Origin of the sequence: Chitinophaga pollutisoli, assembly GCF_038396755.1 — a bacterium.
Taxonomy (GTDB): Bacteria; Bacteroidota; Bacteroidia; order Chitinophagales; family Chitinophagaceae; genus Chitinophaga; species Chitinophaga pollutisoli.
In genome coordinates this window covers 5,034,810-5,060,722 of sequence record NZ_CP149822.1, presented here as the reverse complement: position 1 = coordinate 5,060,722, position 25,913 = coordinate 5,034,810, and the positions used below count along the sequence as shown (strand labels likewise).

At 51.2% G+C, this 25,913-nt stretch carries 29 protein-coding genes; 6 read left to right on the top strand and 23 right to left on the bottom strand.

The window, feature by feature from the left end:
- Positions 1-38 precede the first annotated feature (38 nt).
- The 8 genes from WJU16_RS21525 to WJU16_RS21490 all read right to left on the bottom strand — a co-directional run bounded on the left by WJU16_RS21525 (position 39) and on the right by WJU16_RS21490 (position 8,148).
- Complete coding sequence (locus tag WJU16_RS21525) at positions 39-761, bottom strand: head GIN domain-containing protein (RefSeq protein ID WP_341835464.1); 723 nt, start codon at positions 759-761, stop codon at positions 39-41.
- A 27-nt stretch (positions 762-788) separates the two neighbouring features.
- Positions 789-1,856, bottom strand: a complete 1,068-nt coding sequence (locus WJU16_RS21520; RefSeq protein WP_341835463.1) for a DUF4097 family beta strand repeat-containing protein — start codon at positions 1,854-1,856, stop codon at positions 789-791.
- Positions 1,846-2,382: a hypothetical protein gene (locus tag WJU16_RS21515; protein ID WP_341835462.1), complete on the bottom strand. Its 537-nt coding sequence runs from the start codon at positions 2,380-2,382 to the stop codon at positions 1,846-1,848. The genes WJU16_RS21520 and WJU16_RS21515 overlap by 11 nt, the downstream gene beginning before the upstream one ends.
- On the bottom strand, positions 2,379-2,924 hold the full coding sequence (locus tag WJU16_RS21510) for an RNA polymerase sigma factor (protein WP_341835461.1): 546 nt from the start codon (positions 2,922-2,924) through the stop codon (positions 2,379-2,381). The genes WJU16_RS21515 and WJU16_RS21510 overlap by 4 nt, the downstream gene beginning before the upstream one ends.
- A gap of 176 nt (positions 2,925-3,100) precedes the next feature.
- Positions 3,101-5,566 carry a TonB-dependent receptor domain-containing protein gene (locus WJU16_RS21505; RefSeq protein WP_341835460.1) on the bottom strand — a complete coding sequence of 822 codons (2,466 nt, stop codon included), beginning with the start codon at positions 5,564-5,566 and terminating at the stop codon, positions 3,101-3,103.
- Between the two features lie 326 nt (positions 5,567-5,892).
- The gene (locus WJU16_RS21500) at positions 5,893-6,333 is read right to left on the bottom strand and encodes a hemerythrin domain-containing protein (protein WP_341835459.1); all 441 of its coding nucleotides are present in this window, start codon (positions 6,331-6,333) and stop codon (positions 5,893-5,895) included.
- Entirely contained in the window at positions 6,333-7,616 is a 1,284-nt protein-coding gene (locus WJU16_RS21495; protein ID WP_341835458.1) for a prolipoprotein diacylglyceryl transferase family protein, read from the bottom strand. Before WJU16_RS21495 ends, WJU16_RS21500 begins: the two co-directional genes overlap by 1 nt.
- 118 nt (positions 7,617-7,734) lie before the next feature.
- On the bottom strand, positions 7,735-8,148 hold the full coding sequence (locus tag WJU16_RS21490) for a BrxA/BrxB family bacilliredoxin (protein ID WP_341835457.1): 414 nt from the start codon (positions 8,146-8,148) through the stop codon (positions 7,735-7,737).
- Between the two features lie 226 nt (positions 8,149-8,374).
- On the opposite strand from WJU16_RS21490, the gene WJU16_RS21485 reads away from it, so the two are divergent.
- Together WJU16_RS21485 and WJU16_RS21480 are read left to right on the top strand one after the other, a co-directional pair.
- Positions 8,375-8,815 carry an Hsp20/alpha crystallin family protein gene (locus WJU16_RS21485; protein WP_341835456.1) on the top strand — a complete coding sequence of 147 codons (441 nt, stop codon included), beginning with the start codon at positions 8,375-8,377 and terminating at the stop codon, positions 8,813-8,815.
- 247 nt (positions 8,816-9,062) lie between these two features.
- Positions 9,063-9,845, top strand: a complete 783-nt coding sequence (locus tag WJU16_RS21480) for a hypothetical protein (protein ID WP_341835455.1) — start codon at positions 9,063-9,065, stop codon at positions 9,843-9,845.
- On the opposite strand, the gene WJU16_RS21475 is transcribed toward WJU16_RS21480, so the two are convergent.
- From WJU16_RS21475 to WJU16_RS21465, 3 genes are all read right to left on the bottom strand, one after another.
- Positions 9,840-10,268 (bottom strand): nuclear transport factor 2 family protein, encoded by a 429-nt coding sequence (locus tag WJU16_RS21475; protein ID WP_341835454.1) that lies wholly within the window; start codon positions 10,266-10,268, stop codon positions 9,840-9,842. The two genes, WJU16_RS21480 and WJU16_RS21475, sit on opposite strands and share 6 nt — an antisense overlap.
- A 532-nt stretch (positions 10,269-10,800) precedes the next feature.
- The gene (locus tag WJU16_RS21470; protein WP_341835453.1) at positions 10,801-12,201 is read right to left on the bottom strand and encodes an arginine decarboxylase; all 1,401 of its coding nucleotides are present in this window, start codon (positions 12,199-12,201) and stop codon (positions 10,801-10,803) included.
- Positions 12,202-12,499: 298 nt separating this feature from the next.
- Positions 12,500-13,129: a WbqC family protein gene (locus WJU16_RS21465; RefSeq protein WP_341835452.1), complete on the bottom strand. Its 630-nt coding sequence runs from the start codon at positions 13,127-13,129 to the stop codon at positions 12,500-12,502.
- Positions 13,130-13,377: 248 nt separating this feature from the next.
- On the opposite strand from WJU16_RS21465, the gene WJU16_RS21460 reads away from it, so the two are divergent.
- Entirely contained in the window at positions 13,378-13,926 is a 549-nt protein-coding gene (locus tag WJU16_RS21460; protein ID WP_341835451.1) for an LEA type 2 family protein, read from the top strand.
- Positions 13,927-14,082: 156 nt separating this feature from the next.
- Here WJU16_RS21460 and WJU16_RS21455 read toward each other — a convergent pair whose 3' ends face one another.
- The 3 genes from WJU16_RS21455 to pyrE form a co-directional block, all read right to left on the bottom strand.
- Positions 14,083-14,403, bottom strand: a complete 321-nt coding sequence (locus WJU16_RS21455; protein WP_341835450.1) for a hypothetical protein — start codon at positions 14,401-14,403, stop codon at positions 14,083-14,085.
- Positions 14,404-15,147: 744 nt separating this feature from the next.
- Positions 15,148-15,522: a cation transporter gene (locus WJU16_RS21450; RefSeq protein WP_341835449.1), complete on the bottom strand. Its 375-nt coding sequence runs from the start codon at positions 15,520-15,522 to the stop codon at positions 15,148-15,150.
- Between the two features lie 53 nt (positions 15,523-15,575).
- Positions 15,576-16,211 carry an orotate phosphoribosyltransferase gene (pyrE, locus tag WJU16_RS21445; RefSeq protein WP_341835448.1) on the bottom strand — a complete coding sequence of 212 codons (636 nt, stop codon included), beginning with the start codon at positions 16,209-16,211 and terminating at the stop codon, positions 15,576-15,578.
- A gap of 47 nt (positions 16,212-16,258) precedes the next feature.
- On the opposite strand from pyrE, the gene WJU16_RS21440 reads away from it, so the two are divergent.
- Together WJU16_RS21440 and WJU16_RS21435 are read left to right on the top strand one after the other, a co-directional pair.
- Positions 16,259-16,891 (top strand): NUDIX domain-containing protein, encoded by a 633-nt coding sequence (locus WJU16_RS21440; RefSeq protein ID WP_341835447.1) that lies wholly within the window; start codon positions 16,259-16,261, stop codon positions 16,889-16,891.
- Positions 16,892-16,894: 3 nt separating this feature from the next.
- Positions 16,895-17,614 (top strand): methyltransferase domain-containing protein, encoded by a 720-nt coding sequence (locus tag WJU16_RS21435; RefSeq protein WP_341835446.1) that lies wholly within the window; start codon positions 16,895-16,897, stop codon positions 17,612-17,614.
- 1 nt (position 17,615) lies between these two features.
- Here the strand turns inward: WJU16_RS21435 and WJU16_RS21430 are convergent, their stop codons facing one another.
- Genes WJU16_RS21430 through WJU16_RS21415 form a run of 4 tightly spaced genes read right to left on the bottom strand, consistent with a single transcriptional unit; the run spans position 17,616 to position 19,998 of the window.
- The gene (locus WJU16_RS21430; protein WP_341835445.1) at positions 17,616-18,062 is read right to left on the bottom strand and encodes a hotdog fold thioesterase; all 447 of its coding nucleotides are present in this window, start codon (positions 18,060-18,062) and stop codon (positions 17,616-17,618) included.
- A gap of 13 nt (positions 18,063-18,075) precedes the next feature.
- On the bottom strand, positions 18,076-18,558 hold the full coding sequence (gene coaD, locus WJU16_RS21425) for a pantetheine-phosphate adenylyltransferase (RefSeq protein ID WP_341835444.1): 483 nt from the start codon (positions 18,556-18,558) through the stop codon (positions 18,076-18,078).
- A gap of 10 nt (positions 18,559-18,568) precedes the next feature.
- Positions 18,569-19,132 carry an RsmD family RNA methyltransferase gene (locus tag WJU16_RS21420; RefSeq protein WP_341835443.1) on the bottom strand — a complete coding sequence of 188 codons (564 nt, stop codon included), beginning with the start codon at positions 19,130-19,132 and terminating at the stop codon, positions 18,569-18,571.
- A complete protein-coding gene (locus WJU16_RS21415) occupies positions 19,123-19,998 on the bottom strand; it encodes a DUF3822 family protein (RefSeq protein ID WP_341835442.1) in 876 nt (291 codons plus the stop codon). Before WJU16_RS21415 ends, WJU16_RS21420 begins: the two co-directional genes overlap by 10 nt.
- A 163-nt stretch (positions 19,999-20,161) precedes the next feature.
- Here WJU16_RS21415 and WJU16_RS21410 point away from each other — a divergent pair, with 163 nt between their 5' ends.
- Positions 20,162-21,496 (top strand): MATE family efflux transporter, encoded by a 1,335-nt coding sequence (locus WJU16_RS21410; protein ID WP_341835441.1) that lies wholly within the window; start codon positions 20,162-20,164, stop codon positions 21,494-21,496.
- Positions 21,497-21,499: 3 nt separating this feature from the next.
- Here the strand turns inward: WJU16_RS21410 and WJU16_RS21405 are convergent, their stop codons facing one another.
- The 5 genes from WJU16_RS21405 to WJU16_RS21385 form a co-directional block, all read right to left on the bottom strand.
- On the bottom strand, positions 21,500-22,255 hold the full coding sequence (locus tag WJU16_RS21405) for a hypothetical protein (protein ID WP_341835440.1): 756 nt from the start codon (positions 22,253-22,255) through the stop codon (positions 21,500-21,502).
- 105 nt (positions 22,256-22,360) lie between these two features.
- Entirely contained in the window at positions 22,361-22,711 is a 351-nt protein-coding gene (locus WJU16_RS21400; RefSeq protein ID WP_341835439.1) for a dihydroneopterin aldolase, read from the bottom strand.
- 54 nt (positions 22,712-22,765) lie between these two features.
- Positions 22,766-23,713, bottom strand: coding sequence for a thioredoxin-disulfide reductase (gene trxB / locus WJU16_RS21395; RefSeq protein WP_341835438.1), 948 nt, complete (start codon positions 23,711-23,713; stop codon positions 22,766-22,768).
- Positions 23,714-23,757: 44 nt separating this feature from the next.
- Positions 23,758-24,585: a DUF4249 family protein gene (locus tag WJU16_RS21390; protein ID WP_341835437.1), complete on the bottom strand. Its 828-nt coding sequence runs from the start codon at positions 24,583-24,585 to the stop codon at positions 23,758-23,760.
- Between the two features lie 161 nt (positions 24,586-24,746).
- A complete protein-coding gene (locus tag WJU16_RS21385) occupies positions 24,747-25,604 on the bottom strand; it encodes an RNA polymerase sigma factor RpoD/SigA (protein WP_109698810.1) in 858 nt (285 codons plus the stop codon).
- Positions 25,605-25,913 lie beyond the last annotated feature (309 nt).

Here is a 25,913-nt window from a genome sequence, read left to right as displayed (position 1 = left end):
GCAGCATGGGTATTTCCTGCTAAAGTACGAAAGCCGGATCAGTTTTCGTGCGTTACGCGGCCATTTCCGGAAACCGACTGCTCTACCCTCGCATCGCCCTTGTAACGAACGCTGCCACTGCCGGAAATTGCGATCTCCAGTTTTTTGCTCACGTTCACAAAAGCTTTCCCGGAACCGGAAATAGCTACCTCGGTTTCCTCGGTCGCCATGGCAGGGGCATCCACGTCGGCGGAACCTGAAATCGCCACCTCCGTTTTATCAGCCTTGCCGGCGAGTCTTACTTTCCCGTTGCCGCTCAGGGCTACTTCCAGCTTTTCGTAATCCACGTCCAGGTCGGCTTCGCCGATACCGCTGAGCGCCACTTCCAGCTTGTCGCCTTTCAATTTACCGTCGGATTTGAATACCACTTTACCGCTGCCGGCTAGTTCCGAAATCGTCGGGTTGGTGATCCAGACATTAACCGGTTTGCTGGGCCTTACGTCGGTATGACGGCGGTAGCGGATTTCCAGGTCGTGGCCATCCAGCACGGTTTCGATGTAGGGCAGCAGGTTTTCGTCGCCTTCGATTTCAATGGAAGTACCGCTCCCCTGGCGGATCTGTACGTTGAACTGGCCGCTGACGCCGATGCTTTCGAAAGAGCCGGAAACGGTCCGCTTTTCTTTCTTCATCGTACCGTTCCCGCTAATTTTCTGGCGTTGCGCCGTTGCGGTCAGGGCAAAGGTCAGGAGGGCGACTCCGAGGAGCGCTGCAAATTTCTTCATGGAATGTTAGATTTTGAGATTGAACAATTAATCCTCACCCACTTTGACGTCGGAATGCTTCCCGTTCACAGATATGAGCGGAGATGATTCGACGGCATTGGATGTTATGGCGGAATAGGAGAGGTTTCCTTTGTTACGGTTTTCGCTGACGTGCTTGAAGGCGAAACCGTCGGCCCTGAAATTACCGTTCCTGATTTCGGCGTTCACCCGGAAGGGCGTACCGGAAACTACGCCCAGCCGCAGGTCCGTATAGTTGACATCGGCATTCAATGACTTAAAGCCCTTGTCAATCTTCCGGATTCGGATGTTTCCGTAGTTGCTGCTGATGATGGCGCTGGCACCCAGCTCTTCCATCCGCACATCCGAATAATTCGATTTCAGCACCAGGCTTCCGATGTTCCTGAATCGCAGTTCGTCGTAGTTCGACTGCAACTTCAATTCATTCACATCGCCGAAAGAATAATGGCCGTAGCTGGATGTACAATTCACTTCATTGATCTTACCGCAATTCAGGGAGGAATAAGCCGCCTGCACCGTTAGTGCGTCGGCCTTGCCGATCCTTGCCTTGTTGGTATAAGCAATACTGAGAAACATCTTGCCGGCATCGGCCACGTCGATGAATCCGTAATTCACTTTGAGGTTCGACGGGAAAGGTAACTGCCGCGCAATCACATCCCCGAAACTATTGGCGATATTCATGGTTTTCAGCCGGGAAGGCACGTATAATTCGATGTCGATATTCACGTATTCCTTGTTGTCTTTCCGCTGGTTGAACCACTTCGATCCGGAATTCGACACAACGGCGATATTCACATTACCACCCGCTTCTTCCATTTTTACATCGATCGTTTCGGTCATCCTGCGCGCCTGCTCGGCGTTGTTGCCGAATCCTGTTACGGTGACGGTAGATTTGCAGGCGGGCTTGTCCCAGATATGAACCGTTACTTTGCCGTATTTGGTGTTGATATTAACGGAGGATGATTCGCTGACGCGGAATTCTTTTACCATCGTCACTTTGTGCTCTTCGTCCCCTTTCGCGGCGAAAACCAGGATCGGGCTCAGTAATAAAAACAGTATGGTAGATTTACAAAACATCTTTTTTCGTTGACGGTGAATCATTTGTGTACTTGTCGTGCTCGTCGAGGATTTTCTCCAGAAGCTCGAGCTTCATCTGGTAGTACCGGATCATTGCCGCCCTGATGCGCTCGTTCCCGGGATTGGCGGCCAGTTCCTTTTCCAGCATGGTATAAGTATCATTGCGTAATTCAAGCTCTTTCATCGTAAGGCTGTCGAGCCCCGTTTCCGCAACGGGCAACTGCTTCAGGACTTCCAGTTTCTGCTCGATACGTGCTGAATAATATGATTCCATTTCCTTGATCTCCGGAATCACCACCGCTACTTCCTGCCGGGTATTCATATACTTCAGCAGTAACCCGGCATTAACGATCAATGCCACGAGTATGGCGGCTTTCCACCAGTGCTTCGCCATCATCAGCACCACTCTCCCCTTCTCCTGCTTTGGCTTTGGCAACTGTTTTTCCAGCACGGCCCAGACGTCCGGTCGCGGCCCCTCTTCCTCAAATCCGCTCCTGTTCTGCCGGATAAACTCTTCCAGGTTCATATCGTTTTCGATTTAAGTTTCACGATCTGGCGGACTTTTTCCTTCGCCCGCATATACTGCGTTTTGACGGTCGACTCCGTGATGCCCAACAAACCTGCGATCTCGCGGTGACTGTAATCCTCGAAAATGTAGAGGTTCAGCACTGTCCTGTATCCCGCCGGCAACTGGCCGATGGCGTCTTTCACCGCCGCAACCGTCAGCGTGTGCTCGGATTCGTCAACCCCATCTTCCTGCTTCCATTCCTGGTCTTCCACTTCCTCGAAATGCACTTTCTTTTTCCGGAGGTAACTGAGGCAGTGGTTGACCACGATCCGCTTGACCCATGCAGTCAGGCTGCTGTCGGAAGCGAGATTATCCAGGTTTTTAAAGATCTGTACAAATGCCTCTTGCAGAACGTCTTCCGCGTCGGCCTGATGGCCCGTCATCCGGAGGCAGATGTTATACATGGCCCTGGAATATGCGTGATACAGGTCATGGAACGCACGGGCGTCGCCCATGCGGCATCTGGCCACGATCTGATCTGTTACAGGCAAATTTTCCAAGTTGTCCGGGTATAAATTCATATTAAAGACGATAAAGCGTCAAAAGGGTTGCACGGGTCGGGACATTTTTTTCAATGTACTGAAAACCACCCGCATATAAAAGCGAACGCGACCCAGAAGAGCCGCGTTCTTTCCATCCTTATATACCTAAAACATGATTAGGTCGGTGTAATTGCCTATTTCACGCGGCTTTGCTCGTCTTCCAGGCCGGTTTTACGGTTACGGGCCTCTTTTACGTTGCTGTTGCCGAATCGATAGGTAAAGTTCAGGCGCACCTGGCGGCTGTCCCAGCCCGTTTTGAGGGTCAGGTTGCTATTGGTGACCGCATAGTCGCCACGGAAGCGCTGGGTTTGAAATATGTCGTTGACGTTCAGGCGGATCGTGCCTTTTTTGTTGAGGACCGTTTTCTGGACACCGGCGTTCACCGCGTACATCGCCTTCATCCGGAACAAGCCTTCCTGCGCGATCTGCGGAGAAGTGTAGAAAGCGGAAGCTTCCGCCGTCCAGCCTTTGCCCAGGGTGAAAGTGTGCTGCGTGTTGCCGAAGAAGCCAGCCGACGCGCGTTTGATCTCCTCTCCTTTCACTACCGTTTCAAATTTGTTGTAGAAAACCGAAGCGGTCGTGAACGTCTTCCACCATTTGGTAACCGGGATGGGCGCGCTGAGATTCAGGTTCACATTGTCTTTTGTGGCCACGTTCATATACCGGTACACCACGATCGTTGTGTCGCCCGTGATATCGTCGACGCCCGGTTCCAGGATGCGGGAAAGCATGTCTTTCGTATGGCTGTAACCGATAGCCGTGGTCAGGAAAGACTTGAAAGTCCAGGTGAAATCCACGTTGCTGGAGAACTGCGGCCGCAGGTTGGGGTTACCGCCTGCTTTTGTATAACGGTCGAGGTAGAATTCGAAGGGATTCAGGTCGTCGTAGCTCGGACGCTGCAGGCGGCGGCTGTAAGAAAGGCCCAGCTGGTGGTCTTTTCCGGCGTTGTAGCTGAAAAATATGCTGGGGAACAGGTTCAGATAGCTCGTGTCGTTCACCTGCTTCATTGTCACCGAGTTACCGTTGACGTGCGTGTGTTCGGCACGGAGCCCTGCCTGTATGCCCAGTTTTTTAAACTGGCGGTTGTAGTTGATGTACCCTGCGTTCACGTTTTCCTTGTAAATGAAATAGTTGGAACGGTTCCCATCGTACACCCAGGTATTGTTCAGCAGCGAGTCGAAACGGGAATTGTTGTCGGAATCCACCCAGCTGAACTTCACACCTGCTTCCAGCTTATCGTTATGCCGGAGCGGATGGGTGTAGTCCACTTTAATGGTTTTGATGTTGATGATAGACGGCTGGAAGTTGCGGGTCACATCGCCGCGATAAAACTCTTCTCCTTTGGCGTCCATATAGTCTGAGTACATAAAAGTGCGGCTGTCTTCTGCGTTGCGGGAATAATCGAGATCGATGTTGATTTCCTTCCCGGAAGTGTCGAGTTTGCCTTTGTAGTTTACATTATAAGATTGACGGTTCCAATCTTGCTTGTTATCGCTGGTGGTGTGGAGGCTGGAATCCTGCCGGATGCCATTACCGATGAGCGTTAGCCCGTTACCGTCGCCGGTCCAGCTGCTTTTGGCAAGGTTGACCATGAAACCGAGGGTGTGGTTGGGATTGATGAAGTAATCGATCCCGGCTTTGCCGCCATGATAAGTGGAGGATTTATCGATGTAATTATGCTGATCGAAGAAAGTACGTCCCTTTTCCGTCTGGTAATCGCGGGTGATGGCCAGTTCTTCGAAGCCGCGGAAGTAGCTGACGTTGTAGGAGCCGTACACGTTTACCTTTTTGTTGCGGTAGTTGAGGTTGAGGCCTCCGGTCGCCTTGGGCAGTATGCCCTGGGTGTACCCAGCGTTCACACTGCCGTTGGCGCCGTAGTTGCTGTTTTTCTTCAGCTTGATATTAATGATCCCCGCGTTGCCAGCTGCATCGTATTTGGCGGAAGGATTGGCAATCAGTTCGATTTGGTCAACGTTCGAACTGGGCATGTTTTTGAGCAGCTGGGCAACGTCCTGGGGCGACATATTGGAAGGTTTACCGTCGATCATGATGATGACACCGTTTTTACCGCGCATGGAAATATTATCGTCCTTATCTACCTGAATCCCAGGCGATTGCTGGAGCACTTCCATCGCCGTGCCGCCTGCGGCCACGATGGAGTTCTCGACATTCACGACCATTTTATCGGCTTTCTGTTCGATGAAGGGTCTTTTGGCGGTAACGTCCACTGTTTTCAGGTTGCGGGTGTCTTCGCCGAGTACAATGGTGGGCATTTTTACGGGTGATCCGTTGAGGTTAAAAGGCTGCGAAAAACCTTTTTTCAGCCCCATGTTGGCTGCGGCTACGATATACCGGCCGCCGGGCACGCCCTCGAAGGCATACTTTCCGCCGATGTCGGCGAGTACGCCTTTCACCAGGGAAGAGTCTTTGGCACGGAGGAGGGTTACGGTAGCAAATTCAACGGGAGCGTCATTGGAGCGGGTTACTTTACCGGCGATCTCTCCTTTCGAGGTAGCGCCGTTTTGGGATTGGGCCTGGATGGATAATGCTGGTCCGGTTACCATAACAGTGAGGATCAACATTTTGCAATACGAGTTCATATAAGGCGGATTATAGTTAGGATTTAGATCTTTAGATTGATTAGTTCCTTTGCTTGAGTAGTTCCTTTCTTTATCAACTACAGTGCTAAGGTAGGTAGTATGTTTTACATAGTACATAATTATACACAAGTGGTTTGCCAGAAGGGATGATTGGTAAAAAAGTTGGAAATTGATTGTAAAGGACCACCAACTAGTTTGTGGCTACAGGAGAAAGACGACCGTTAATACATTTGGTTACAAACAAATTTGAAAAAAAGCGGCGCCGGGGGAAAATCCCCCGGCGCCGCGCGCTTCATATATTAATTTATACTGCCGTCCTTAAACATTCACTCCTGCTCGCCTTCCGGCAAACGCAGGTTTTCGATCACATCGGGCAGCAGTTCCTGCATTTTGCCGAACACGAGCCGCTCCTCTTTCCGGATGTGGGCTTCCAGCGCACGGGCGATCTGGTCCATTCCTTCCACCAGGTCCGGGCTGTCCACCAGCGCGCTGTACATCCCGGAAATCACCCGGTGCTCTTCCGCCAGTTCATCGATCATCGCGTCCAGTTCCGGCACAAAACCCCGGCACTGCTCAAAAAGGTGGTCTTCCTTCTGGATATGCCCTACCATCGTTTCCTGGAAAACCCTGACCATATGCTGCATCTTGGAAGCAGTATCCAGCGGGTACCCTTCGTATGCGGCTGCATCTTTTTTCAGGTAACGGCATAAAAACAATAAAGTCTTATGCTCGTGCGACAGCGGTATGAGTTTAGGATGACGTTGCATCAGGAAAGATTTATGCTGGGTTTGGTTTTACGGGCATACCAGATCAGCACGGCGCCGCCGATCACCAAAAAGCTGGCAATCAGTTCCGCCTGCGTGGGATGGAAGCCGAAAATATCATACTTGGTGTTGACGCGGATTTTTTCCACAAAGAACCTTTCGAGACCATTGAGGATCAGGTAGATGCCGAAGATTACCCCGGGAGTAGTTACTTTCCGGCGGATCCCCATCAGCACAAGGAAGAACATGCCGCATACGATGATCTCATATAACGGTGTCGGGAACACGCCAACCGGAAGCGCGCTGCAGTACTCCCCTTCGCAGCCGGGCAGCTTCACGCCGTCGTTCACTACGTTGTGGGGATAATTGTACGCCACGAACCAGTCGGGCAGAAAGCTCAGCGCCGCCGGTTTGGGATAATATGCATGCGGCACCTGCTCTACCGAACCAAAATGCCGTACGAAGTAATCGGATTCTTTTTCCAGGGTGGACTGGTATTGCGCAGGCGCAACCTGTTCTATTTGCCCGGCGGCATTGGTGATGTAGGCGCTGTTATTGATTCCCCAGTCACCGTCGCCGGAAAACTGGCAGCCCATCCTGCCGATAGCGTAGGCGAGCATTAGTGCGGGCGCCGCACTGTCGACCAGGTGTTTCCAGTTGATTTGCTTTTTGGCGGCATAGCGGATGATCACATATGCGGCCCCGATGAGCCCCCCGTAAAAAGTGAGCCCGCTGGCGGAAAACAGAGATTCCCAGGGATTCGCGATGAATTCGCTCCAGTTTTCCAGGTTGTGGAAGATCTTGGCGCCGATCAGGCCGGCCACCGCCGCCTGGATCGTGAAGTCAGGCACGCGCTGGTGCGGCCAAACCATTACTTTCACCTGCTTCGGAGAAGGCAACGCTTTCTTCTTCTTTTCATAATATATCTGGTAAGCCATCGCGGCAGCTACGATGATACCGCCAATGAGGCTCCCGTCTGTCGATAATAAATACTCACGGAAATCGGCGGTCTGGCCAAATATGCCGAAAATTTTGAAACCGATGATAAATCCGATGATGGCACGCATCACCATCTCGCCCACAGAAGCGGGCTTGCCCTCGGTAATGGTTTCTTCAACGGGATGCAAGAGCCCGAGTTTCTCGCGCCGGCGGAGTTCCGCCGTGAGCACATAAGCCGCCGCCAGGAAGGCCAGCGCCACGAAGAAACCAAATGTCTGTACTACTTTAAGCCACGACCACTCTATCCCGAAGAGGTCTCTGAATGCGTAATATAAATTAGGATACATAGGCGAAAAAAATGGTGATTTGAAATCCGGACAGGAAATCAAACCACCAAGTTACATTTCAAATATGATATTCCCATTAACCGGTCCAAAAAACCACGTAACGGGAAACAACAAACGATTAGCAGTACTCGTCAAACGCCGCTACCAGGTTGGTGGCGATCATCTGGGCCGAACGGCCCTCAATCATGTGGCGCTCGATGAAGTGTACCAGCTGACCGTCCTTGAAAAGCGCGATGGAGGGAGAAGACGGAGGATAAGGCAACAGGTGCGTACGGATTTGCTGCACTGCGTCCTTGTCGAAACCGGCAAAGGAAGTGGCGAGCCTGTCCGGCTTCTTCTCGCTGGTGGCAACAGCCATCAGTACACCCGGGCGGGCGGTACCGGCCGAGCAGCCGCAAACGGAATTGATCACCACCAGCGTGGTGCCTTCCTGTTTTAAAACATCTTCCACCTTTTCGGGGGAAAGCATTTCCTGAAATCCATTATCTGTTAATTCTGCCTTCATCGGCATCACGAGTTCCGCAGGGTACATAATATTATATTTATGAGTTTCCACAAAGTTAGTAATATATCGAGATACTTCAATTAATTCATAATTTTTGTCATTATGTCATTACAAATACATTAAAACTGACAATTTAGCCGACTATTTTTTCCCAAAACTGGCGTTTTAACCGATTATTGGCGTTGGTACCTGATTTGATCTATAGGTAGCATAGCCGAAAAAAAATGGTTTAACGCATAAAAGGATAAACACTATGACACTCGTAAAATTCAATCAGCCCGCAAAAACCTTTCATGGCCTCGTAGACGAATTATTGAACGGCAAATTCCTGAACAAGGATTTCGCCACCTCCGACTTCTTCGGCGCATCCTACGCCCCGGTGAACATCTCGGAAACGAAAGACGGCTACAGCCTGGAAGTAGTAGCCCCCGGTTTCGCCAAAGACGATTTCAAAGTGAAAATCGATGGCCCCACGCTGACGATCAGCGCGGAAAAGAAAACCGAATCCAAAGAAGAAAACGAAAAACACCTTCGCCGCGAGTTCAGTTTCCGCTCCTTCTCCCGCTCCTTTACGCTGGACGAGAAAGTGGAAGCCGCCAAAATCAACGCGAAATACGAAAACGGCGTACTGCATCTGACCCTGCCCAAGAAAGAGGCCGCACAGGACACCGTTAAAGAAATTATAGTTGCATAAGGGTTAGGAATAGTTGCGATTTGTTGTGATTTGATTTCATAATACAAATACAACAGTAAAGAGGGCCGCCTTGTCTAAGGCGGCCCTTTCTTTTTGCGGCAGGGAATCTACCACAAACGTTCCATATCTAAATTGTGAATTCCTACTACCTTGTGAATGAGCTATTTATTGCAAGCCCCTTTTTATGTCAGGTAACAACAGCAGCATATCGACTCTGTCTTCTGCCATTTACAACACTGTGTGCGAAATGGTCACGGGAAAGCTTATACGCAAATCGGCCTGCCCTTACGAGCAGGCGCGGATCCGTATGGTCTTCGATTACATTTTTTTCTACACCCTCATGCTGGCGCCCATCTCGGTTGCGCTGGCCTTCCTGCAGGATATCCCCAACCTCATCATCACGGCTTCGTTCGCCTTGTCATTCGTTTTTTGCGGATCGCTCATGGCATCGGGAGCGCCGCATACACTGGCGGGCGCCATGGCTGCGCTCTTCACCCTGCTCATCCCGATGGCCTGCTCGTTTATGAACGACATGGACATATCCCCCATTTATGCTATTCCCTGGCTGATGGCCTGCATGCTCGGTTATTTCGCCGTAAGCCTGCGCGCCTCGCTTTCGCTGATGGGACTGCTCTTCCTGTACCTGGGGCTCGTGGCCTGGATCAAACTCGACCATATCCATATCAGCTTCCCGCCCACCTACTCCACCATGGACCGTTATATCGCAACACCCTTCCTCATGCTGGGTTATTTTATGATCGTATTGCGGGTCTGGGGCGTTTATTTCCGGAACATCTTCCACCTGCAGCGCGAACAAACGCTTCAGCAGCAGCAGGAGTTCTCCGCCCTGGTGAACCAAAACCTGATCAAGCAGTTCATGCTCGTAAAAGGGCTCAGCCGCTCCGGCAAATCCGACTTCCTCGACGGTAATACCGACCTGGTCGACGCCCGCTTTACCGAGATCGAAAAACAATGCGACTCCGCCCTCCATTATCTTGACAGGCCCAGCCAGCTGCCGGAATCCTTATAAACAGTTTTCCTTCCTGCGCGTATCGATGAGATACGTGATCTTCCAGCCTTCGGGGGATTTGAATAGCTGGAAGCTATTCACCCCGCAATGACTGAACTTTTCACCAATGTAAAAACGGTAAGGCGTCCATACGCTGGCCATCGGCCCGTCGACCTGTACCTGGCCAAAGGTGATCCGCTCATCCCACACGGACGTGTGAGGCGTTCCTACAGCTGTTACAAATCCGTTAACATCTCCGGAAACCAGCTTGATTTCGCCGGTTTTGGTGGTTCCCGCGGTGTGAAGGATTGCATTTTGGGCGAATACAGCCTTTACCATCGCGCTGTCGCCACGCTTCATCCCTTCAAACAGTTGCCTGATAACGGTTTTTACCGCTTCGGCCTCCGAATCCTGCGCGGATACACGGAAAGAACATATTAACAAAATTATCAAGAAGAAAATCTGCCGGAACGGCACAGGGGAGTTTTTTGTCTGTTGACACATGTTTTTTGAGGTTTAAAAAACGGCTGTAACGTTATTCTTGCAAAAAAGTTGTTAAAAGATACAACTAAATGGTATTTGCCAGGGAGAGAACGGTATCTACTTTTGATGATAGTAAATCCATCGTAACCTATTGCCACCTATACCGAAAATGTTCCAGATCCCTCATACCTTGAAATGTTCCTTTTTACCTTATGCCATGAATATTCCATTTCATCCCTAACACTATGAATGTTGGATCAATCTATCCTATGAAATTATAGGCTCTCCCGCTGGAGAGCCTATTTGTTTTATGGTATTGTCCGTTTAAACGAAAGGCGGAAAGAGCGGCAATAAAGCTACTTTAAATTACGAATGCCGGCCGGCAATGCCGGGCTAAAAATGGACGAGCGGTCGGATTTCTGCCGGGAGGGCTAAAAAAGCGAAACCCCTCGGAGAACCGAGGGGTTTTTAAGTGGATTACTAACCCATATTTTTAATAACCCAAAATTTTAAGCATGCTCTGGGAGGTTTGCTCCTTCGCGTATAGCCAATCTTTTAATTGTCCGTTTTTGTCGTACCCCACGACCACGTGTTTGGGCGAGGGAATAAGGCAGTGTTTGATGCCGCCGTAACCGCTCAGCTGATCCTGGTAGGCTCCGGTGTGGAAGAAACCGATATATAACGGTTCCTGCTCGCCGGTGAGCTTCGGGAGGAACACGGCATTGATGTGTTCTTCCGAAGTATAGAAATCGTAGCCGTCGCAGGTGAGCCCGCCGAGGTGCACTTCCTGGTATTCCTGGTCCCATTTGTTAATGGGCAGCATGAGGAATTTTTCCCCGATGCCCCAGGTGTCCGGGAGGGTCGTAATGAAAGAGCTGTCGATCATATACCAGGCTTCGCGGTCGTTCTGTTGCTTTTCGCCGAGCACGGAATAAATCACTGCCCCGCTCTCGCCTACCGTGAAGGAACCGAATTCCGTGTAAATATCCGGCACTGGTACTTTATTCTTTTTGCACACGCTCTTGATGTTGGCTACGATTTCGTTAACGATGTAAGCGTAATCGTAATCGAACCCGAGGGAGTGCTTGATCGGGAAGCCACCGCCGAGGTTGATGCTTTCCAGTTCCGGACAGATCTTCTTCAGCTGGCAATAGAGGTTCAACACCTTGTTGAACTGGCTCCAATAAAATATATCGTCTTTGATGCCCTTGTTCATAAAGAAGTGGAGCATCTTGAGTTCGAACTTCGGATTTCCTTTCAGCTTGTCCACGTAATATTCGAGGATGTCGCTTTTGGCGATGCCGAGGCGGGAGGTGTAAAAATCAAAGGTGGGCTCTTCCTCGGCTGCGATCCGGATACCCAGTTTAACGGGATCTTTGGTGCGCACGAATTTGGAATAATCCTCCAGTTCCTCCTTGTTGTCGAGCACCGGGATCACGTTTTTGAATCCGCTGTTGATCAGTTTTGCGATGGCCCGGGTATAAGTTTTGGTTTTATACCCGTTACAGATCACATACGTATCCTTGGTGATCTTCTTACGTTCATAGAGCTTGTTAATAATGTCTATGTCGTAAGCGAACGATGTTTCGATGTGGACCCCTTGCTTGAGGGTCTCCTCCATGATGAACGAAAAGTGGGAACTTTTGGTACAATAACAATAGTAATAATTGCCATCATACTTGTTCTTCTTAATCGCATCCTGGAACATCTTTTTAGCCCTGTTTACCTGCATCCCGATTTTAGGGAGGTAGGTCAACTTAAAGGGAGTTCCGTACTTGTCAATCAACGCCCGGATGTCCAACCCGTTAAAAATAAGGTTGTTCTCCTTCACCTCGAAACCCTCCTGCGGGAACTCGAAAGTCTGGTTAACCAGGTCCGTGTAGGTGTTGTTCATTTAATTCTGTGAATGAATTTCTAAGGTCAAAAAATTAATACAGTATAAATGAGCTGGAAACTTCTGGTTTATACACCTACGTAAGTCGTTTCCCCAGCAAAATTGGATGCAAATCTACTATTTTGTTCGAATCGATTTCCAAAAAAATTTATTCTTTTTTATGAATGGGAAGTAACATTGTTAAAAAGCTGTATTACAATATATTAAATCATATTACATAAAGCGCATTATGAAATACTCCCGGCAATTCCCGGGCTTTGGGGCCCGGGTTGACGATTCTCTTACAATCGCCTCATTATCATTTCAGTAACTCCAAACCCCTTTTCCCTTCACAAAATAACAGATCGAGGATGCTAAGGTTCGGCAAAAAGCCGGTCCTTTCTCCGAAAACCTGGGTGTAGGCAAGCACATTCTCAAGCTCCCGGCCGGGTAACATTTTGTCCCGCAGATCCAGGATCGCAGGATCGGCGCTATAGTCCTTATTATATGTATCGGTCATTTCTACGACCGGCTCGAAACCAAGTGCGCGATTGGCGAACTCAAAACACGCCATGTTCCAGTCGAGCAGATATTCAAATTCCTTATCATATAAAACTTCCAGTTCCGGTTCGAAATATTCGAACCAGGGGGAACGACGGTAGGCGGAAGTAAGGGTTTTCCAATGGAGGGTCTGCCAGGGTTCCTGATTCGAAATCCGGACATCCTTCATCACGGTCCGCTGATTTTTTCCTTTCACCAGCGGAACGCTCAAAAGGATCTTTCCATTAGGCCCCGCGATGTAGCAACGATTGCGAAAACTAACCTTCTGGTAATGCTCCATACGCTCAAAACGTACTTTTTCGCTTTCAATTAAAGTTTTATAAAAATTAATTGTCGGAAAATATTGACTTTCAATCAATAAAATCCCATTTGTACCCTGTTCTGCCATACTGTCCGTTTTAATTTTTCGATAGTGTAAATCAATTGAAAATGGCTGCCTGCTATTAAATAAAAAGCTTTTGTTAATGCACTTTAAATTCTTGATTAACAGATCATAGAATTCAAATAAATATGCTATTAATATTAGCAATCTGCCATTTCATGTAAAATGTTAAAAGTCAACAAAAATACTAAAGATATTAGTCTAAAAAATCACTGATTTTCGAGGTGTTTTGTTTAAAGTAAAATTTCAAATAGATGGTCCGCCCCCAGCCCCCGGACCAGCGCGTTTTTAACTTAATTTTTGGAAGGATTTGTCGTAGGTTTGATACGAATTTTCAAACGCCGTTCATGAAGCAGGTAACCTGGTATATTATGATCCTTGCTATTTGGTTAGGGGTCAGCGCATGTGGAAAAATGAAAGACCTGGAATTTGTCCGGGTCGCCAGTTTTGATATGGAGAATTTGAGTTTTTCAAAAAGCACCGTCAAAATCGAGCTGGCCTATTACAACCCGAACAATTTTTCGCTCCGGCTGAAAGACGCAGAATTCGACGTTTTCCTGGACGACACCAAAGTCGGTCATTCTTTCCAGGACACCTTGATTGATATCCCGGCCCGCGATACTTTTTATTTCCCGGTGAAACTGCAGGTCGAAATGGGGAACGTATTTAAGAATATGCTCGGCGTTTTAGCGAACAAGGAAGTCACCATCAAAGCCGCCGGAAATTGCAAAGTCGGCAAAAAAGGCGTGTTTGTCCCCTTCCCGATTCGATGCGAAACGAAACAGAAGTTCGACTTTTTCTGATCGGAGTTTTCAAATCATTACAATAATTAAAGCCATCTTTCGGGATGGCCTTTTTTGTGCCGGAGATAGATTCGGCAGGTGATTTTGAAATGGAATGGCCGTTCGGCTTTATCCATTCGAAGCGGAACGCCGAAGAGAATCCTCCTATTTCAACCGTCATAAATCAAGACAAAAAAACGTCCCGCCACCCATTTTCCTGAACTTGCGAAGAAGTTTCCGGCCGGGATTCGACCAAAATAAACGGCCTTTTGCCATGCAAATCCGGATGATGCCCAAATCGATTTCAACGGTTTTTCTATCAGCATTACTATCCGGCACCCACTTTTCTTTCGCCGCAATTTCAGATCTCGAAATCCTTAATACCGATAGTAGAATTGTACTTTTCACGGATTGACTCCAGTTTGAACTGCGTTCCCTCCTGCCCAAACGGCTCATTTTTTTTGCACAGAATACATCTAACAGGGGCATTTGTGCCACACCGACTTCAGCATTTTTCTACCCATATTCCGTTTAAAAAAGGTAGAAACTTTACCATTTCCGGATTACATTTTCAGATTTCGCACTTTTCCTCGAGCCTATGATTCGACATTTGAGGAAGTGCCGGCGCCCCAAAAAGCCTCGGGTTCCCCTCTAAAATCCAGCGACACGTCTTGTCGAAAACGACTTGTGACGGCTCATGAGCCTTTCGTAATCGCCCCTATTTTATCACTAAAATGGTCTGCCCATTACGTTAATTGTTAGTGCCTGGCTGGTACTTTTTGCACATTTGCGATGGACGTCACCGTCTTCAGATGGGGTAAAATGGCTCTTATCATACACTTTTCCGCATATGCTGAAAGCGCAAAGCTGATGTAAAACGCACGTCAAATTATTTAAAATATTCATATATCAAACCTATCGACTTGCCAGAGAAATCGAAAATACAGCGGATTAATCGAGCAAATCCTGCAGAAAAAGACTTCGTTAGCCTGCATGAACCGCATATCAAATTGACTTACACGTTGCCTTCGGGAACCGGAAACTCGAGTACGCTAGCGGATAAAAGTCACTGAAAAACGCTTCTTTCACTGATCCGGTATCAATATTATTGAATTAATCCTACCTGTTATTTCGCCAGTCATGTCGCAAATTTTTGTGCATTTTGACCGCCAATCCACAGCGGCACCCCACAAAAAAACCGCCCCGGCAAGCCGGAGCGGTCTATAATTATCTGCTGTATTATTAGTGTTTCTTCTGAACGGGGCCACCGCCGTCTTCCGGCTTTTTGCAGCACTTGGGGAGGTCGTTGTAAGAATCCTCGTTGGCTGTCACATCATCCGCATCATATCCTACGTTCGCAATGGCGGTTTTGATGTTCTCGATATTGGTGCGGTCGGTGTAATATTTCACCGTCGCCTCCTTCTTTTTCACATCTACCACCATGGACTTAACCCCTTCCTCTTTCAGAAAATACCGCTGGATCGCGTCTTTACACATATTGCACTGAACGCTCGGCACCTTGATTTTTGCCGTTGCCAGCGTTCCTTTCTTCGCCTGGGCCATCGCCGAACCGGTAACTGCCAGCAGCAGTACCAGTACCATTTTAATGATACGCATAGGATGATTGTTTTTAATCTCTCACAATATACGATTTCATCGCAATATATCGCCTACTTCCCCCATACGTCGGGAGCCGTGCGCCAGGCTTGCAAAGTAGCCTGCTCGTCGGGGCCCACCTGGCCTTTTTCCACCGCCAGCTCGATCAGGGCGTTGTAATTACTCAGCGATTTGAACGATACGCCGGCCGCTTCGAAAGCTTTCACCGCCACGTCGAACCCATAATTGAAGATCGACACCATGCCGATCACCTCCCCGCCGGCGGCGCGAATGGCCTGCACGGCTTCGAGGCTGCTTTTACCGGTGGAGATCAGGTCTTCCACCACCACTACCGGCTGGCCCGGCTGCAGCACGCCTTCGATCTGGTTGCCCATCCCGTGCTCTTTCGGCTTGGAACGTACGTAAATGAATGGCAGTTTAAGCTGATCCGCTACCAGCGCGCCATGCGGGATGCCCGCCGTGGCTACGCCCGCGATCACCGCGGCTTCCGGCCAGGTTTCGAATACGATGTTGGAAAGCTCGGATTTGATGTAATCCCGCACATACGGATATGACAAGACCTTGCGGTTGTCGCAATAAATCGGGGACTTCCAGCCCGAAGCCCAGGTAAAAGGCTGGGCAGGGCTCAGTTTTACGGCTTGAATCTGGAGCAGCTTCTCTGCTACCTGTTTTTCGCTGACATTACTCATAACGGCGCAAAAGTACGATGAATAATGCAAAGGATTATTTTTGCGGCATGGAAACACCGATACATATATATATTAATGAACGCCCGCTGATCATCGCCGGCCTTCAGACATCCCTCCAGCCGGAATTTACCGGCGCCACCACCCTGTTCAGCCCATCCGCCGCAGAAGTGGCCCAAACCATCGCCCTGTTGGAAAAGAACCAGCTCCCGGCCGTGGTTTTCCGCACCGGCGAGCCCGAAACCCTCCTCGATCTGGTGAAAAGCCACTTCACCGTGCTCGTAGCGGCGGGCGGACTGGTCACCAACGAAGCGGGAGACATCCTCCTCATGTTCCGCCGCGGCAAGTGGGACCTCCCCAAAGGCAAGCAGGACGACGGCGAAACCCTCGAAGCCTGCGCCCTCCGCGAAGTCCAGGAAGAAACCGGCCTGAAAAACGTGACCCTCGGGCGCCTCATCACCGAAACCTTCCACTATTACAGCCTCAAAGACAAGCATATACTCAAACACAGCTACTGGTACCGCATGCACTTCTTCGGCACCGAGCTTACCATTCCCCAGATCGAGGAAGATATTATGGACATCCAATGGATCAAACCCGAGCACATCGCCAAATACATGCCGTATTCCTATCAAAACATCGTGGACGTGCTCACCAAAGCCGGCTACGCCGCACATGCATAACTTATGAGCGTCCAATCCCATTACGAAAACCACCTCGCGGCCTTCTACGCCTGGATGTCGGGCAATTTCGAAACGAAGCAGCAGGAGCAACAGGAATGGTTTGCTTCCCGCGGGGTGCTCCCACGCGGCAACAAGACCGCCATCGACCTGGGGGCCGGGCACGGCCTGCAATCCGTGTCCCTGGCGAAACTGGGGTTCACGGTGTTTGCGGTGGACTTTAACCAGCACCTGCTTTCCGACCTGAACGCCCGGGCCAAAGGTTTGCCCATCCGCACCGTGCTCGCCAACCTGAAAGACGTACCGCAATACGCTACGGAGGCCGAACTGATCACCTGCATGGGCGATACCCTTACGCACCTGGAAAATATAGAAACCGTCCAAACCCTTATCGGGCAATGGTTTGACCTGTTACCCGCCGGGGGCAGGCTGGCCTTGTCGTTCCGCGATCTTACGGAAGAATTGTTTGGCGAGCAGCGCTTTATACCGATCAGGGCAGACGATGACCGCATCCACACCTGCTTCCTGGAATATGCGCCGGGATATGTGCGGGTGTACGACCAGTTGCTGGAGAAATCCAACGGTGAATGGATACAGAAAGTGAGCAGTTACCGGAAACTGAGGATGGGAGCGGATTTTGTGAAAGAAATGCTCACTGGCGCGGGTTTTCGCGTCGTGCAGCACGATGTGATCGCGAGAATGCAGTACCTGCTGGCGGAAAAATAAGCTACTCGGCCTTCTTCTCTCTTTTAGCCAGCACGGCCACCGTGAGGCGGCTTACGCAAACCAGTTTATGCTGGTCGTCGGTGATGCGGATATCCCATACATGCGAGCCCGAACCGATATGCAGGGGTTTCGCGATGGCGTGCACATATCCTTCCCGGACGCCGCGGAGGTGATTGGCATTGATTTCCTGACCCACGCAGATCTGCTTTTCGGGATCGATGATGAGCGCGGATGCCACGCTGCCAACGGTTTCAGCCAATGCCGCCGAAGCACCGCCGTGCAGGAGGCCATAGGGCTGTATCGTCCGATGATCGACCGGCATCATGGCGCGCAGGTAATCGGGCCCGATCTCGGTAAACTCCATACCTACCCACTCGCCCATCGTTTTGCGGCCGTTTTCGTTCAATTGATCCAGGGAAATATCCAGCGAGAACCAGATGGGTTTCATAGCCAAAGTTTTATTACGAAAGTTTGGAATATTGCAAAGAAGAAGACACGGCGTCCGGCAGGAACTGCGCAGCGTCGCCACCGTTGCGGATCACGTCGCGTACGAGCGTGCTGGCGATGGTGGAAAATTCCGGGGAGCAGGTCAGGAAAATGGTTTCCACTTCATGCTCCATTTTCCGGTTGATGTCGGCGATAGCCTTCTCGTACTCGAAATCCGCCACGTAACGGATACCGCGCAGGATAAATTTCGCGCCGATCTGTTTGCAGAAATTGACTGTCAGTCCTTCATACGACGTAACTTCCACCGTAGGCTGGTCTTTATAGATTTCGCGCAGCCACTCCACACGTTGTTCCACTGAAAACATCGGTACTTTCCCGGAATTGACGCCGATGCCGATGACAAGTTTATCGAAAAGCGGTAATGCGCGGTCGATGATATCGGTGTGTCCCAATGTTACAGGATCGAAGGTACCCGGGAATAGAGCGATTCTTTGCATGTGGTTTGCGTTATACGCCGGCAGGGGTTTTCAGCTCCTCCCGGTTGATGAAAATGGTAAAAATCGTGGTGCCGTAATGCCGCTCCGCGCGGAAATAGGGGAAATGACGGAAATCGTTTCTCCGCGTATGCTCCAGTACAAACCATCCTTCTTCCTTCAGCCAGCCCTGGCTGAAAACGAGCTTCGGCAGTTCTTCCATATTGCCCAGTTCGTAGGGCGGATCGGCAAAGATGAAATCGAACGGAATTCCGGGTTGTTGCAGGTAACGGAATGCGTCCATCTTTATGATTTGCGGACTTACGCCCAGCCCTTCGGCTGCTTTGGCGATAAAACCCGCCATGGTATTATCTTTCTCTACCACCGTCAGGCTCGTTGCCCCGCGGGAGGCCAGTTCGAACGTGATGCTGCCGGTGCCGCCGAACAGTTCGAGGCAGCGCAGGGAAGTGATGTCGAGATTATTTTCGATGATGTTGAAAAGCCCGCCCTTGGCGATGTCTGTCGTAGGCCGGGTATGCGGCATGTTCGCAGGCGGGTGGATGCGGCGCCCGCCCAGTTCGCCACCGATTATACGCATAACGCCAGGGCGTAAAGATTAAAGAATTGATGCGACGGCATGTCGATCATCTTTGGGATGTAGAGGAAACCGTCGGGCCGGTGTACCCATTCTATCCTGGGCAAAAACCTGCTCAGTTCCTGAAACACTTGCGAATCCTTTGTGAGCGCGCCGCCCAGTTTGATGCGGGCCTGCAGTTCGCTGAGGCCCAGCTGGCGGAGGCTGTTGACGATATAATATACGATATCGAGCCCTCCCCGGTGGGCGTACTGGTGCTGCATGAGCAGCTTTCCGCCGGCGTAGATGGTCAAGGTAAAATGTTGCGCCTGCACTTCCGCATAAGCGATGCCTTCGGATGCGGTATGATCCGCGTCCTGGCGGTAGCCTTTCAGCAACGCGGTATGGGCATGGGCGACGTCGTCGGTGGAAAATTCCTTGCGCAGGAACCCCAGCATATCCTTATCTACCGAAAACACGTTCACCAGCCCCAGTTCAGCGATCTCATCCGTCAATACGGCATCCTGCGATTTGTGGGGCAAGGCGGCCTGCAGGTAATCTTTCCGGAGTTGTTGCTGGTAAAACTCGCGCGGCACGAGGGTATTATCCGCCGAGGAGAAAGCGAGCAGCACTTTTTTGAAGGCGGTGAACAGCAGCCTGTCGGCATCGAAGATCTGTTCGATCATTTCGAGATCAGCCATGGCAACGGTCCTGGGCTGGTAGCTGTAGCTCTTCAGGGCCAGGAACTTGCGCTGCAGGGGCGCGAGCACGGCATAGCTGAATGTGCCGGAACCGATCATCACCAACAGGGTGCAGGTGGTGAGGTCTGTTTCCAGCAACGTCGCGTCGTCTATCGCGTAGGTGGGTTGTATGGTATATGCCACGGGCATTGTCTGTCAGTTATTCCGCACAATAATAGTCAAAAATGTTGAGAACCACGGAGGTTCAGCCTGGCAAGATGACCCGCAGAGGCCCCGGAGGAATCGTTTTCGTCATTAATTCCTTGGCACCGCATGCCAAACCGTTATTTTTGCCGGGTTTTTACGGTTTTTTATGCAAGTAGAAGTTACGAACAGGCAGATCATCAAGATCGCCGGCCCCATTTGTCTTTCCCTGATCCTCCCGCAGATCAATCACCTTACCAATGCCGCTTTTCTCGGGCATCTGGGAGAATTCCCCATTGCGGTGAACGGGATCGCGGGTATTTACACCCTCGTGATTTATATGATCTCTTACGGGCTTACCAACGGGATGCAGGTGATGTTTGCCCGGCGCACGGGGGAACAGAATCTTGGCGCCATGGGGCCGATCTTCAGCAACGGGCTGGTGTTGTCGATGGGCATGTCGTTTTTAGGGATTCTGATCACCCAGGCCTTCGCGCCGGCGTTCTTCCGGGCCAGCCTTCACGACCCGCACATTGTGGAAGCAGCGTCGGAGTTCACGCGCATCCGGATCTGGGGGCTCCCCTTCCTCATGCTCATGCGGCTTTGTACGTCGTTATATATTGGAACGGGCAACACGCGGCTGCTGATCACTATATCCCTCTTCCAGGAAGTGACCAATATCGTGTTCGACTACGGACTGATCTTCGGCAAGCTGGGCATGCCCGCCCTGGGGTTGAACGGCGCCGCCTGGGCATCTATCCTGGCGGAGATCGCGGGCTTCGCATCGGCATGGGGATTGTTGCTGATCGGCAAATTCAATATCAAATACCAGCTTTTCGGACGGTTAAAACCCGACTGGAAAGGATGCCGCAGCATTCTCATTATATCTGCTCCTTTGGTGGTGCAATACTTGTTCAGCATCGGGAGCTGGCTGATATTCTTCATTTTTATCGAGCACCTCGGGCAGCGGCCCCTCGCCATTTCCAACATGATGCGCAGCATATTCGGGCTGTTCGGCATCTTCACCTGGGCGCTGGGATCGGCCTGCAACACCATGGTCAGCAACCTCATCGGCCAGGGCCGCGAGCGCGAAGTGATGCCGATGGTGCGCAAGATTGCGATGCTGTCCGTCATCTGTTCCACCGCCCTCTGCGTGCTGATCAATATCTTCCCGTATCTCTGGCTTCGTATCTATACGACCGATGTCACCCTGATGGCGGACGCCATCCCCTCCATGCACGTTTGCACGCTGGTGATGCTCCTGACGGCCGTTACCGCCGTCGTGTTCAACGGGGTAACGGGAACCGGCAACACGCGGGTGAACCTCGGCATCGAAATAGCCGCCGTGGGCGTGTATCTGGTGTATTGCTTCGTGGTGATAGAAAAGATGCGCAGCGCCCTCCACTGGGCCTGGGGCGCGGAGTTCGTGTACTGGACCGCCATGGGCTCGCTGGCCTGGTGGTATCTGAAAAGCGGCAGGTGGAAAGGAAAGCAGCTGGCCTAGGGCTTACTGCATGGCATCCAGGAGCTTTTTAACTTCGGCTTTGTAACCGGGATCGTCCTGGTAAATGGGCCGCAGGCGGATGGCTTTGTTGAGGATTTCCATCGACTGGGTTTCCTCGTTGTTCTGCCGCAGTGCCAGGGCGAGGTCTAAATAATTGAGGATAAAAGAAGGTGTGAGCTGCCGGCATTTTTCGTAATTGGCGATCGCCTCATCCAGCGATGCGGCGGGCATGCCGCCGAAAAGCACTTTGGCGGCGGCTTTCTCGATGGAGCTGAGGTTATAGATGTCGAAGTTCCATTTGCCAAGGAGGTGGAAGGCTTCGCCGTAATCGGGTTTGAATTTGAGCGCCAGGTCGACGTACTTTTTCACTTCTTTCGCGGCGGCCACTTTCTCTTTGGCGCCGGAGATCTGCGCAATGCGGGCCCAGGCGAGCGCCATGGCGTAGTTGGATTCGGGGTTTTCCACGTCCACTTTCATGGCTTCGTAAGCATAGATCTTCGCGTTGTTGAACCATTCCATTTTGGCGGCTTTATCTTTCTGACGGGCGCCTTCGCGACTGCAGATAAGGCTGCTCTGGTTAAGCGCGGTGACGTTGCCGGGATCGGCCTGGAGGATATCTTTGTATTGTTGCAGCGCTTCGATTTCCTTCATTTGCAAGGTCAGTTGTTTAGCCTGGGCGAGGGATTCCTCGACCGACTGCCCGAACGCGGCGAGCGCCAGGATGGAGGCGCAACATAGTAAAAAGGTTTTCTTAAGCATAGGAACGAATTTAACAGGTCCCCAAAAATACACAATTTCTCCGCCCGGCCATATTACCCTGCACGCTTTCTACATGGGCGGCCAGCAACTATAACATCGTGCGGCTCAGTATTGTTTCTCCAGTGCCACACAAGACCAGGCCAGGTCTCCTCCGAACGGAGGCGCCTGCTTCCGCAGCGTCACTTTCGAATAACGGATGACCGGAAAACGCGCCTTCACTTTCTCGGAAATATCATGCACCACTTGTTCCAGCAATGCCTGCGGCACTTCCATCACTTCCTTCGAAATGGAAAACAACGCCTCGTAATTCACCGACTCCGCCAGCTGCGAGGGGTGTTCCGGCTCGGGAAGCTGCACGAGCACGTCGAGCAGGAAATGGTTGCCGATGACCCTTTCTTCTGCATAAAACCCGTGATGGGCGAAAAAGCGGATACGTTCCAGCGCAATGGTCAGCATATGCATCAATTAAAAAAGGGCCGGCTCGCAGGCCGGCCCTTCCGTATGTTTGGTTTAATGTCCTTTCGCGGAAAGGTAGCGTTCCGCATCGAGTGCGGCCATGCAACCGCTGCCGGCGGCCGTAACGGCCTGGCGGTAGTTCTTGTCCTGCACGTCGCCGCAGGCAAAAACGCCTTCTATACTGGTTTTAGTGGTGCCCGGGGTAGTTTTGATATACCCTTGCTCGTCCATCTCCAGCTGGCCGGCGAAGATGCCGGAGTTGGGCTGGTGGCCGATGGCTACGAAGAACGCGTCGATGGGAATTTGCTTCTCCTCGTTGGTTTTGGTGTTGAGGATACGCACGCCGTCTACTTTCTTCTCTCCGGTTACCTCAAGGGTTTCGGTGTTCCAGTACACCATGATGTTGGAGGTTTTGAGGACGCGGTCCTGCATTACCTTGGAAGCTCTCATTTCATCCCGGCGAACGAGCATGTGCACGTTGGAGCAGATTTTAGAGAGATAGAGGGCCTCTTCGGCCGCAGTGTCTCCCGCACCAACAATGGCCGCTTCTTTTCCGCGGAAGAAGAATCCGTCGCACACGGCGCAGGCGGAAACGCCGCTACCGTTGAGGCGCTGCTCAGAGGGCAGGCCCAGCCATTTGGCGGAGGCGCCGGTGGCTATAATGATCGCGTCTGCGGTAAGTGTCTTTTCCTCGTCGATTACGACTTTAAAGGGATGCGAAGAGAAATCCACGGAAGTGGCCATGCCATAGCGGATATCCGCACCCATGCGGGCGGCTTGCTTTTCGAAGTCCACCATCATTTCGGGGCCCTGGATACCTTCGGGGTAGCCGGGATAGTTCTCCACTTCGGTGGTGATGGTGAGCTGACCTCCGGGCTGGATGCCCTGGTAGAGGACGGGCTTCAGGTTCGCCCTGGCGGCATAGATGGCTGCGGTGTACCCTGCGGGGCCGGAGCCGATGATCAGAACATGTGCATGTTCCTGGTTAGTGTTGTTTTCCATGCTGTTGTTTTCTGCTTGTTGGTTGGTTTGGTTTTGATTTCGATTTATTCAGGAATGATGATCCTTTCAAATGTTACGCTGTACCCGCCCCAGTACCCCAGTGCGCCGGAGACGTTCCCCGTTGCGCGTGCTCCCGGCCCCAGGGGATCTTTCCCTTCCGCCAAAGCCTTGCCGGCACTGAACCAGAAGTCGTAGGTCCGGTGGTCGACGTTACAAAACTTCAGCAGCACGGTGTCTCCCTTTCCGTAGTCCGCCAGGTACGTCCCGGGCCCTTCAGGTAGCTGGAGGTCGAAAGTGCCGGTGCGCGATGAAAGCGGGTACATACCGGGCCGGAAATCTTCTCCCCTGCGGGCGGTGAAATACCGGGCGTAGGCTTGCTGGCTGGTACTGCCTGTAAGTCTTGCCATGATCCCGGCTTTCCCGGGAGCCCACCAGGCGGAGTCGAGCAGCAGGCTGCGCGCCGGGATGGTGGTGATAGCGGTGAGTTTTCGCCCTTCCGATTCGATCGTGAGGGTGTAGCTCTTTCCTGTTTCGCCGTGAAAGGCGTCACGCAGGCGGGCGGTGTCTAAAGTGTAGGCCCGAAACCTGCGGCCGGCGGCGTCTGTCAGCTGGTATTCCCGGAGCTGTTGGGTTTGCGGGCCGTTCGACACGGAAACCACGGCATCCCTGATCCAGGTCTCATCATCGGCGGGAGCGGTATTACCGGAGAAATACGCCTGGTTGCGGGTGAGCACCACCATGGGGTATCCGTTTTCTTCGATAATGCCTTCCACGACGGGGAGGTTGGGGCCTGGTTGCTGTCCTGTCTGTTCTTTTTCACAGGCTGACCCTATCATAGAGACGAGGATCAGTGTAAAAGATGCCTTTCGCATAAGATTGCAAAAATAAAGGGTTGGAAGGAGAATTTCGAATCGGAAGGTATGAAAGGCGTCTATGCGCCTATAACTGTTCTCTATGGGATATAAAAAAGCATCCCGCCATTCACAGGCGGGATGCTTTTATCCCAGAATCAATTAATAAGATGTTGTTTCGATTACCCCAGGTAGGATTTCAGTGCGCCGCTGTAGCGGGCTTTCTGCAGGCGTTTGATGGCCCTTTCCTTGATTTGGCGGATACGTTCTTTCGTCAAATCATACTTCTGTCCTATCTGTTCGATCGTTGCACCGTTTTCACCATCCAGACCAAAGTACGCGTTCACGATTTCCGCTTCGCGGGGGCTCAGGGATTTGAGCACGCGGCGGATTTCTTCTCTGAGCGAGTCCTGCATCACATCGTCGTCCGTCACGTCGCCGCCTTCCAGGAGGTCGCCCATGGCAACGTCTTCCGCTTCGTGAACGGGAGCGTCGAGAGACATGTGGCGGGTATTGCTCTGGAAGATATTGTTAATCTCCGATTCGGACATTTCCAGGATTTCGGCCAGTTCCTCGGTGGAGGGCTCGCGTTCGTTTTCCTGTTCGAATGCCATGTAGGCTTTATTCGCTTTGTTGTAAGTGCCGATTTTGTTTTGCGGCAGGCGGACCAGACGGCCTTGCTCTGCCAAAGCCTGCAGGATGGACTGGCGGATCCACCATACGGCGTAAGAGATAAACTTGAAACCCTTGGTTTCGTCGAACCGCTGTGCCGCTTTGATCAACCCTAAATTGCCTTCATTAATGAGGTCGCTGAGGCTTAAGCCCTGGTGCTGATATTGTTTGGCGACGGATACAACGAACCGGAGGTTCCCGGTCGTTAATCTTTCGAGAGCGCGCTGGTCCCCCATTTTAATACGTTGGGCCAGTATCGTCTCTTCCTCTGGAGTTAACAAAGGGATCTTCGAGATTTCCTGGAGGTATTTTTCTACCGCCTGCGAATCACGATTGGTGATCTGGGTGGCAATTTTAAGTTGCCTCATATATTTAAAAGTATTGGTTTACGAATATTATACTAACAAGCCGAAAGATAATTTTGTTGTAACATTTAATTGGTATATCTTACACGGTTGCGAAATTAGCCTGCAAAGATCGTGCTAATCCCCCACTCTTCCAAATATCACTGATATGGTTTTGATCTTGGGTTACGGACCGGGGTAAGATGCCTGTTACGCATTCATTTTCAATGATCGGGCGCTTTATCATAACGGCAATCAACATTGACTGCTATAACAAAGTACACTGTATAAACGGATTTTAATAGCTTTTTAGTCGCTAATTTGACCGGTTTA

Coding starts and splice junctions, on each gene's coding strand:
- WJU16_RS21525 (WP_341835464.1), bottom strand. CDS start 761: ATGAAGAAATTTGCAGCGCTCCTCGGAGTCGCCCTCCTGACCTTTGCC.
- WJU16_RS21520 (WP_341835463.1), bottom strand. CDS start 1,856: ATGTTTTGTAAATCTACCATACTGTTTTTATTACTGAGCCCGATCCTG.
- WJU16_RS21515 (WP_341835462.1), bottom strand. CDS start 2,382: ATGAACCTGGAAGAGTTTATCCGGCAGAACAGGAGCGGATTTGAGGAA.
- WJU16_RS21505 (WP_341835460.1), bottom strand. CDS start 5,566: ATGAACTCGTATTGCAAAATGTTGATCCTCACTGTTATGGTAACCGGA.
- WJU16_RS21500 (WP_341835459.1), bottom strand. CDS start 6,333: ATGCAACGTCATCCTAAACTCATACCGCTGTCGCACGAGCATAAGACT.
- WJU16_RS21495 (WP_341835458.1), bottom strand. CDS start 7,616: ATGTATCCTAATTTATATTACGCATTCAGAGACCTCTTCGGGATAGAG.
- WJU16_RS21490 (WP_341835457.1), bottom strand. CDS start 8,148: ATGTACCCTGCGGAACTCGTGATGCCGATGAAGGCAGAATTAACAGAT.
- WJU16_RS21485 (WP_341835456.1), top strand. CDS start 8,375: ATGACACTCGTAAAATTCAATCAGCCCGCAAAAACCTTTCATGGCCTC.
- WJU16_RS21480 (WP_341835455.1), top strand. CDS start 9,063: ATGGTCACGGGAAAGCTTATACGCAAATCGGCCTGCCCTTACGAGCAG.
- WJU16_RS21470 (WP_341835453.1), bottom strand. CDS start 12,201: ATGAACAACACCTACACGGACCTGGTTAACCAGACTTTCGAGTTCCCG.
- WJU16_RS21465 (WP_341835452.1), bottom strand. CDS start 13,129: ATGGCAGAACAGGGTACAAATGGGATTTTATTGATTGAAAGTCAATAT.
- WJU16_RS21460 (WP_341835451.1), top strand. CDS start 13,378: ATGGTCCGCCCCCAGCCCCCGGACCAGCGCGTTTTTAACTTAATTTTT.
- WJU16_RS21450 (WP_341835449.1), bottom strand. CDS start 15,522: ATGCGTATCATTAAAATGGTACTGGTACTGCTGCTGGCAGTTACCGGT.
- pyrE (WP_341835448.1), bottom strand. CDS start 16,211: ATGAGTAATGTCAGCGAAAAACAGGTAGCAGAGAAGCTGCTCCAGATT.
- WJU16_RS21440 (WP_341835447.1), top strand. CDS start 16,259: ATGGAAACACCGATACATATATATATTAATGAACGCCCGCTGATCATC.
- WJU16_RS21435 (WP_341835446.1), top strand. CDS start 16,895: ATGAGCGTCCAATCCCATTACGAAAACCACCTCGCGGCCTTCTACGCC.
- WJU16_RS21430 (WP_341835445.1), bottom strand. CDS start 18,062: ATGAAACCCATCTGGTTCTCGCTGGATATTTCCCTGGATCAATTGAAC.
- coaD (WP_341835444.1), bottom strand. CDS start 18,558: ATGCAAAGAATCGCTCTATTCCCGGGTACCTTCGATCCTGTAACATTG.
- WJU16_RS21420 (WP_341835443.1), bottom strand. CDS start 19,132: ATGCGTATAATCGGTGGCGAACTGGGCGGGCGCCGCATCCACCCGCCT.
- WJU16_RS21415 (WP_341835442.1), bottom strand. CDS start 19,998: ATGCCCGTGGCATATACCATACAACCCACCTACGCGATAGACGACGCG.
- WJU16_RS21410 (WP_341835441.1), top strand. CDS start 20,162: ATGCAAGTAGAAGTTACGAACAGGCAGATCATCAAGATCGCCGGCCCC.
- WJU16_RS21405 (WP_341835440.1), bottom strand. CDS start 22,255: ATGCTTAAGAAAACCTTTTTACTATGTTGCGCCTCCATCCTGGCGCTC.
- WJU16_RS21400 (WP_341835439.1), bottom strand. CDS start 22,711: ATGCTGACCATTGCGCTGGAACGTATCCGCTTTTTCGCCCATCACGGG.
- trxB (WP_341835438.1), bottom strand. CDS start 23,713: ATGGAAAACAACACTAACCAGGAACATGCACATGTTCTGATCATCGGC.
- WJU16_RS21390 (WP_341835437.1), bottom strand. CDS start 24,585: ATGCGAAAGGCATCTTTTACACTGATCCTCGTCTCTATGATAGGGTCA.
- WJU16_RS21385 (WP_109698810.1), bottom strand. CDS start 25,604: ATGAGGCAACTTAAAATTGCCACCCAGATCACCAATCGTGATTCGCAG.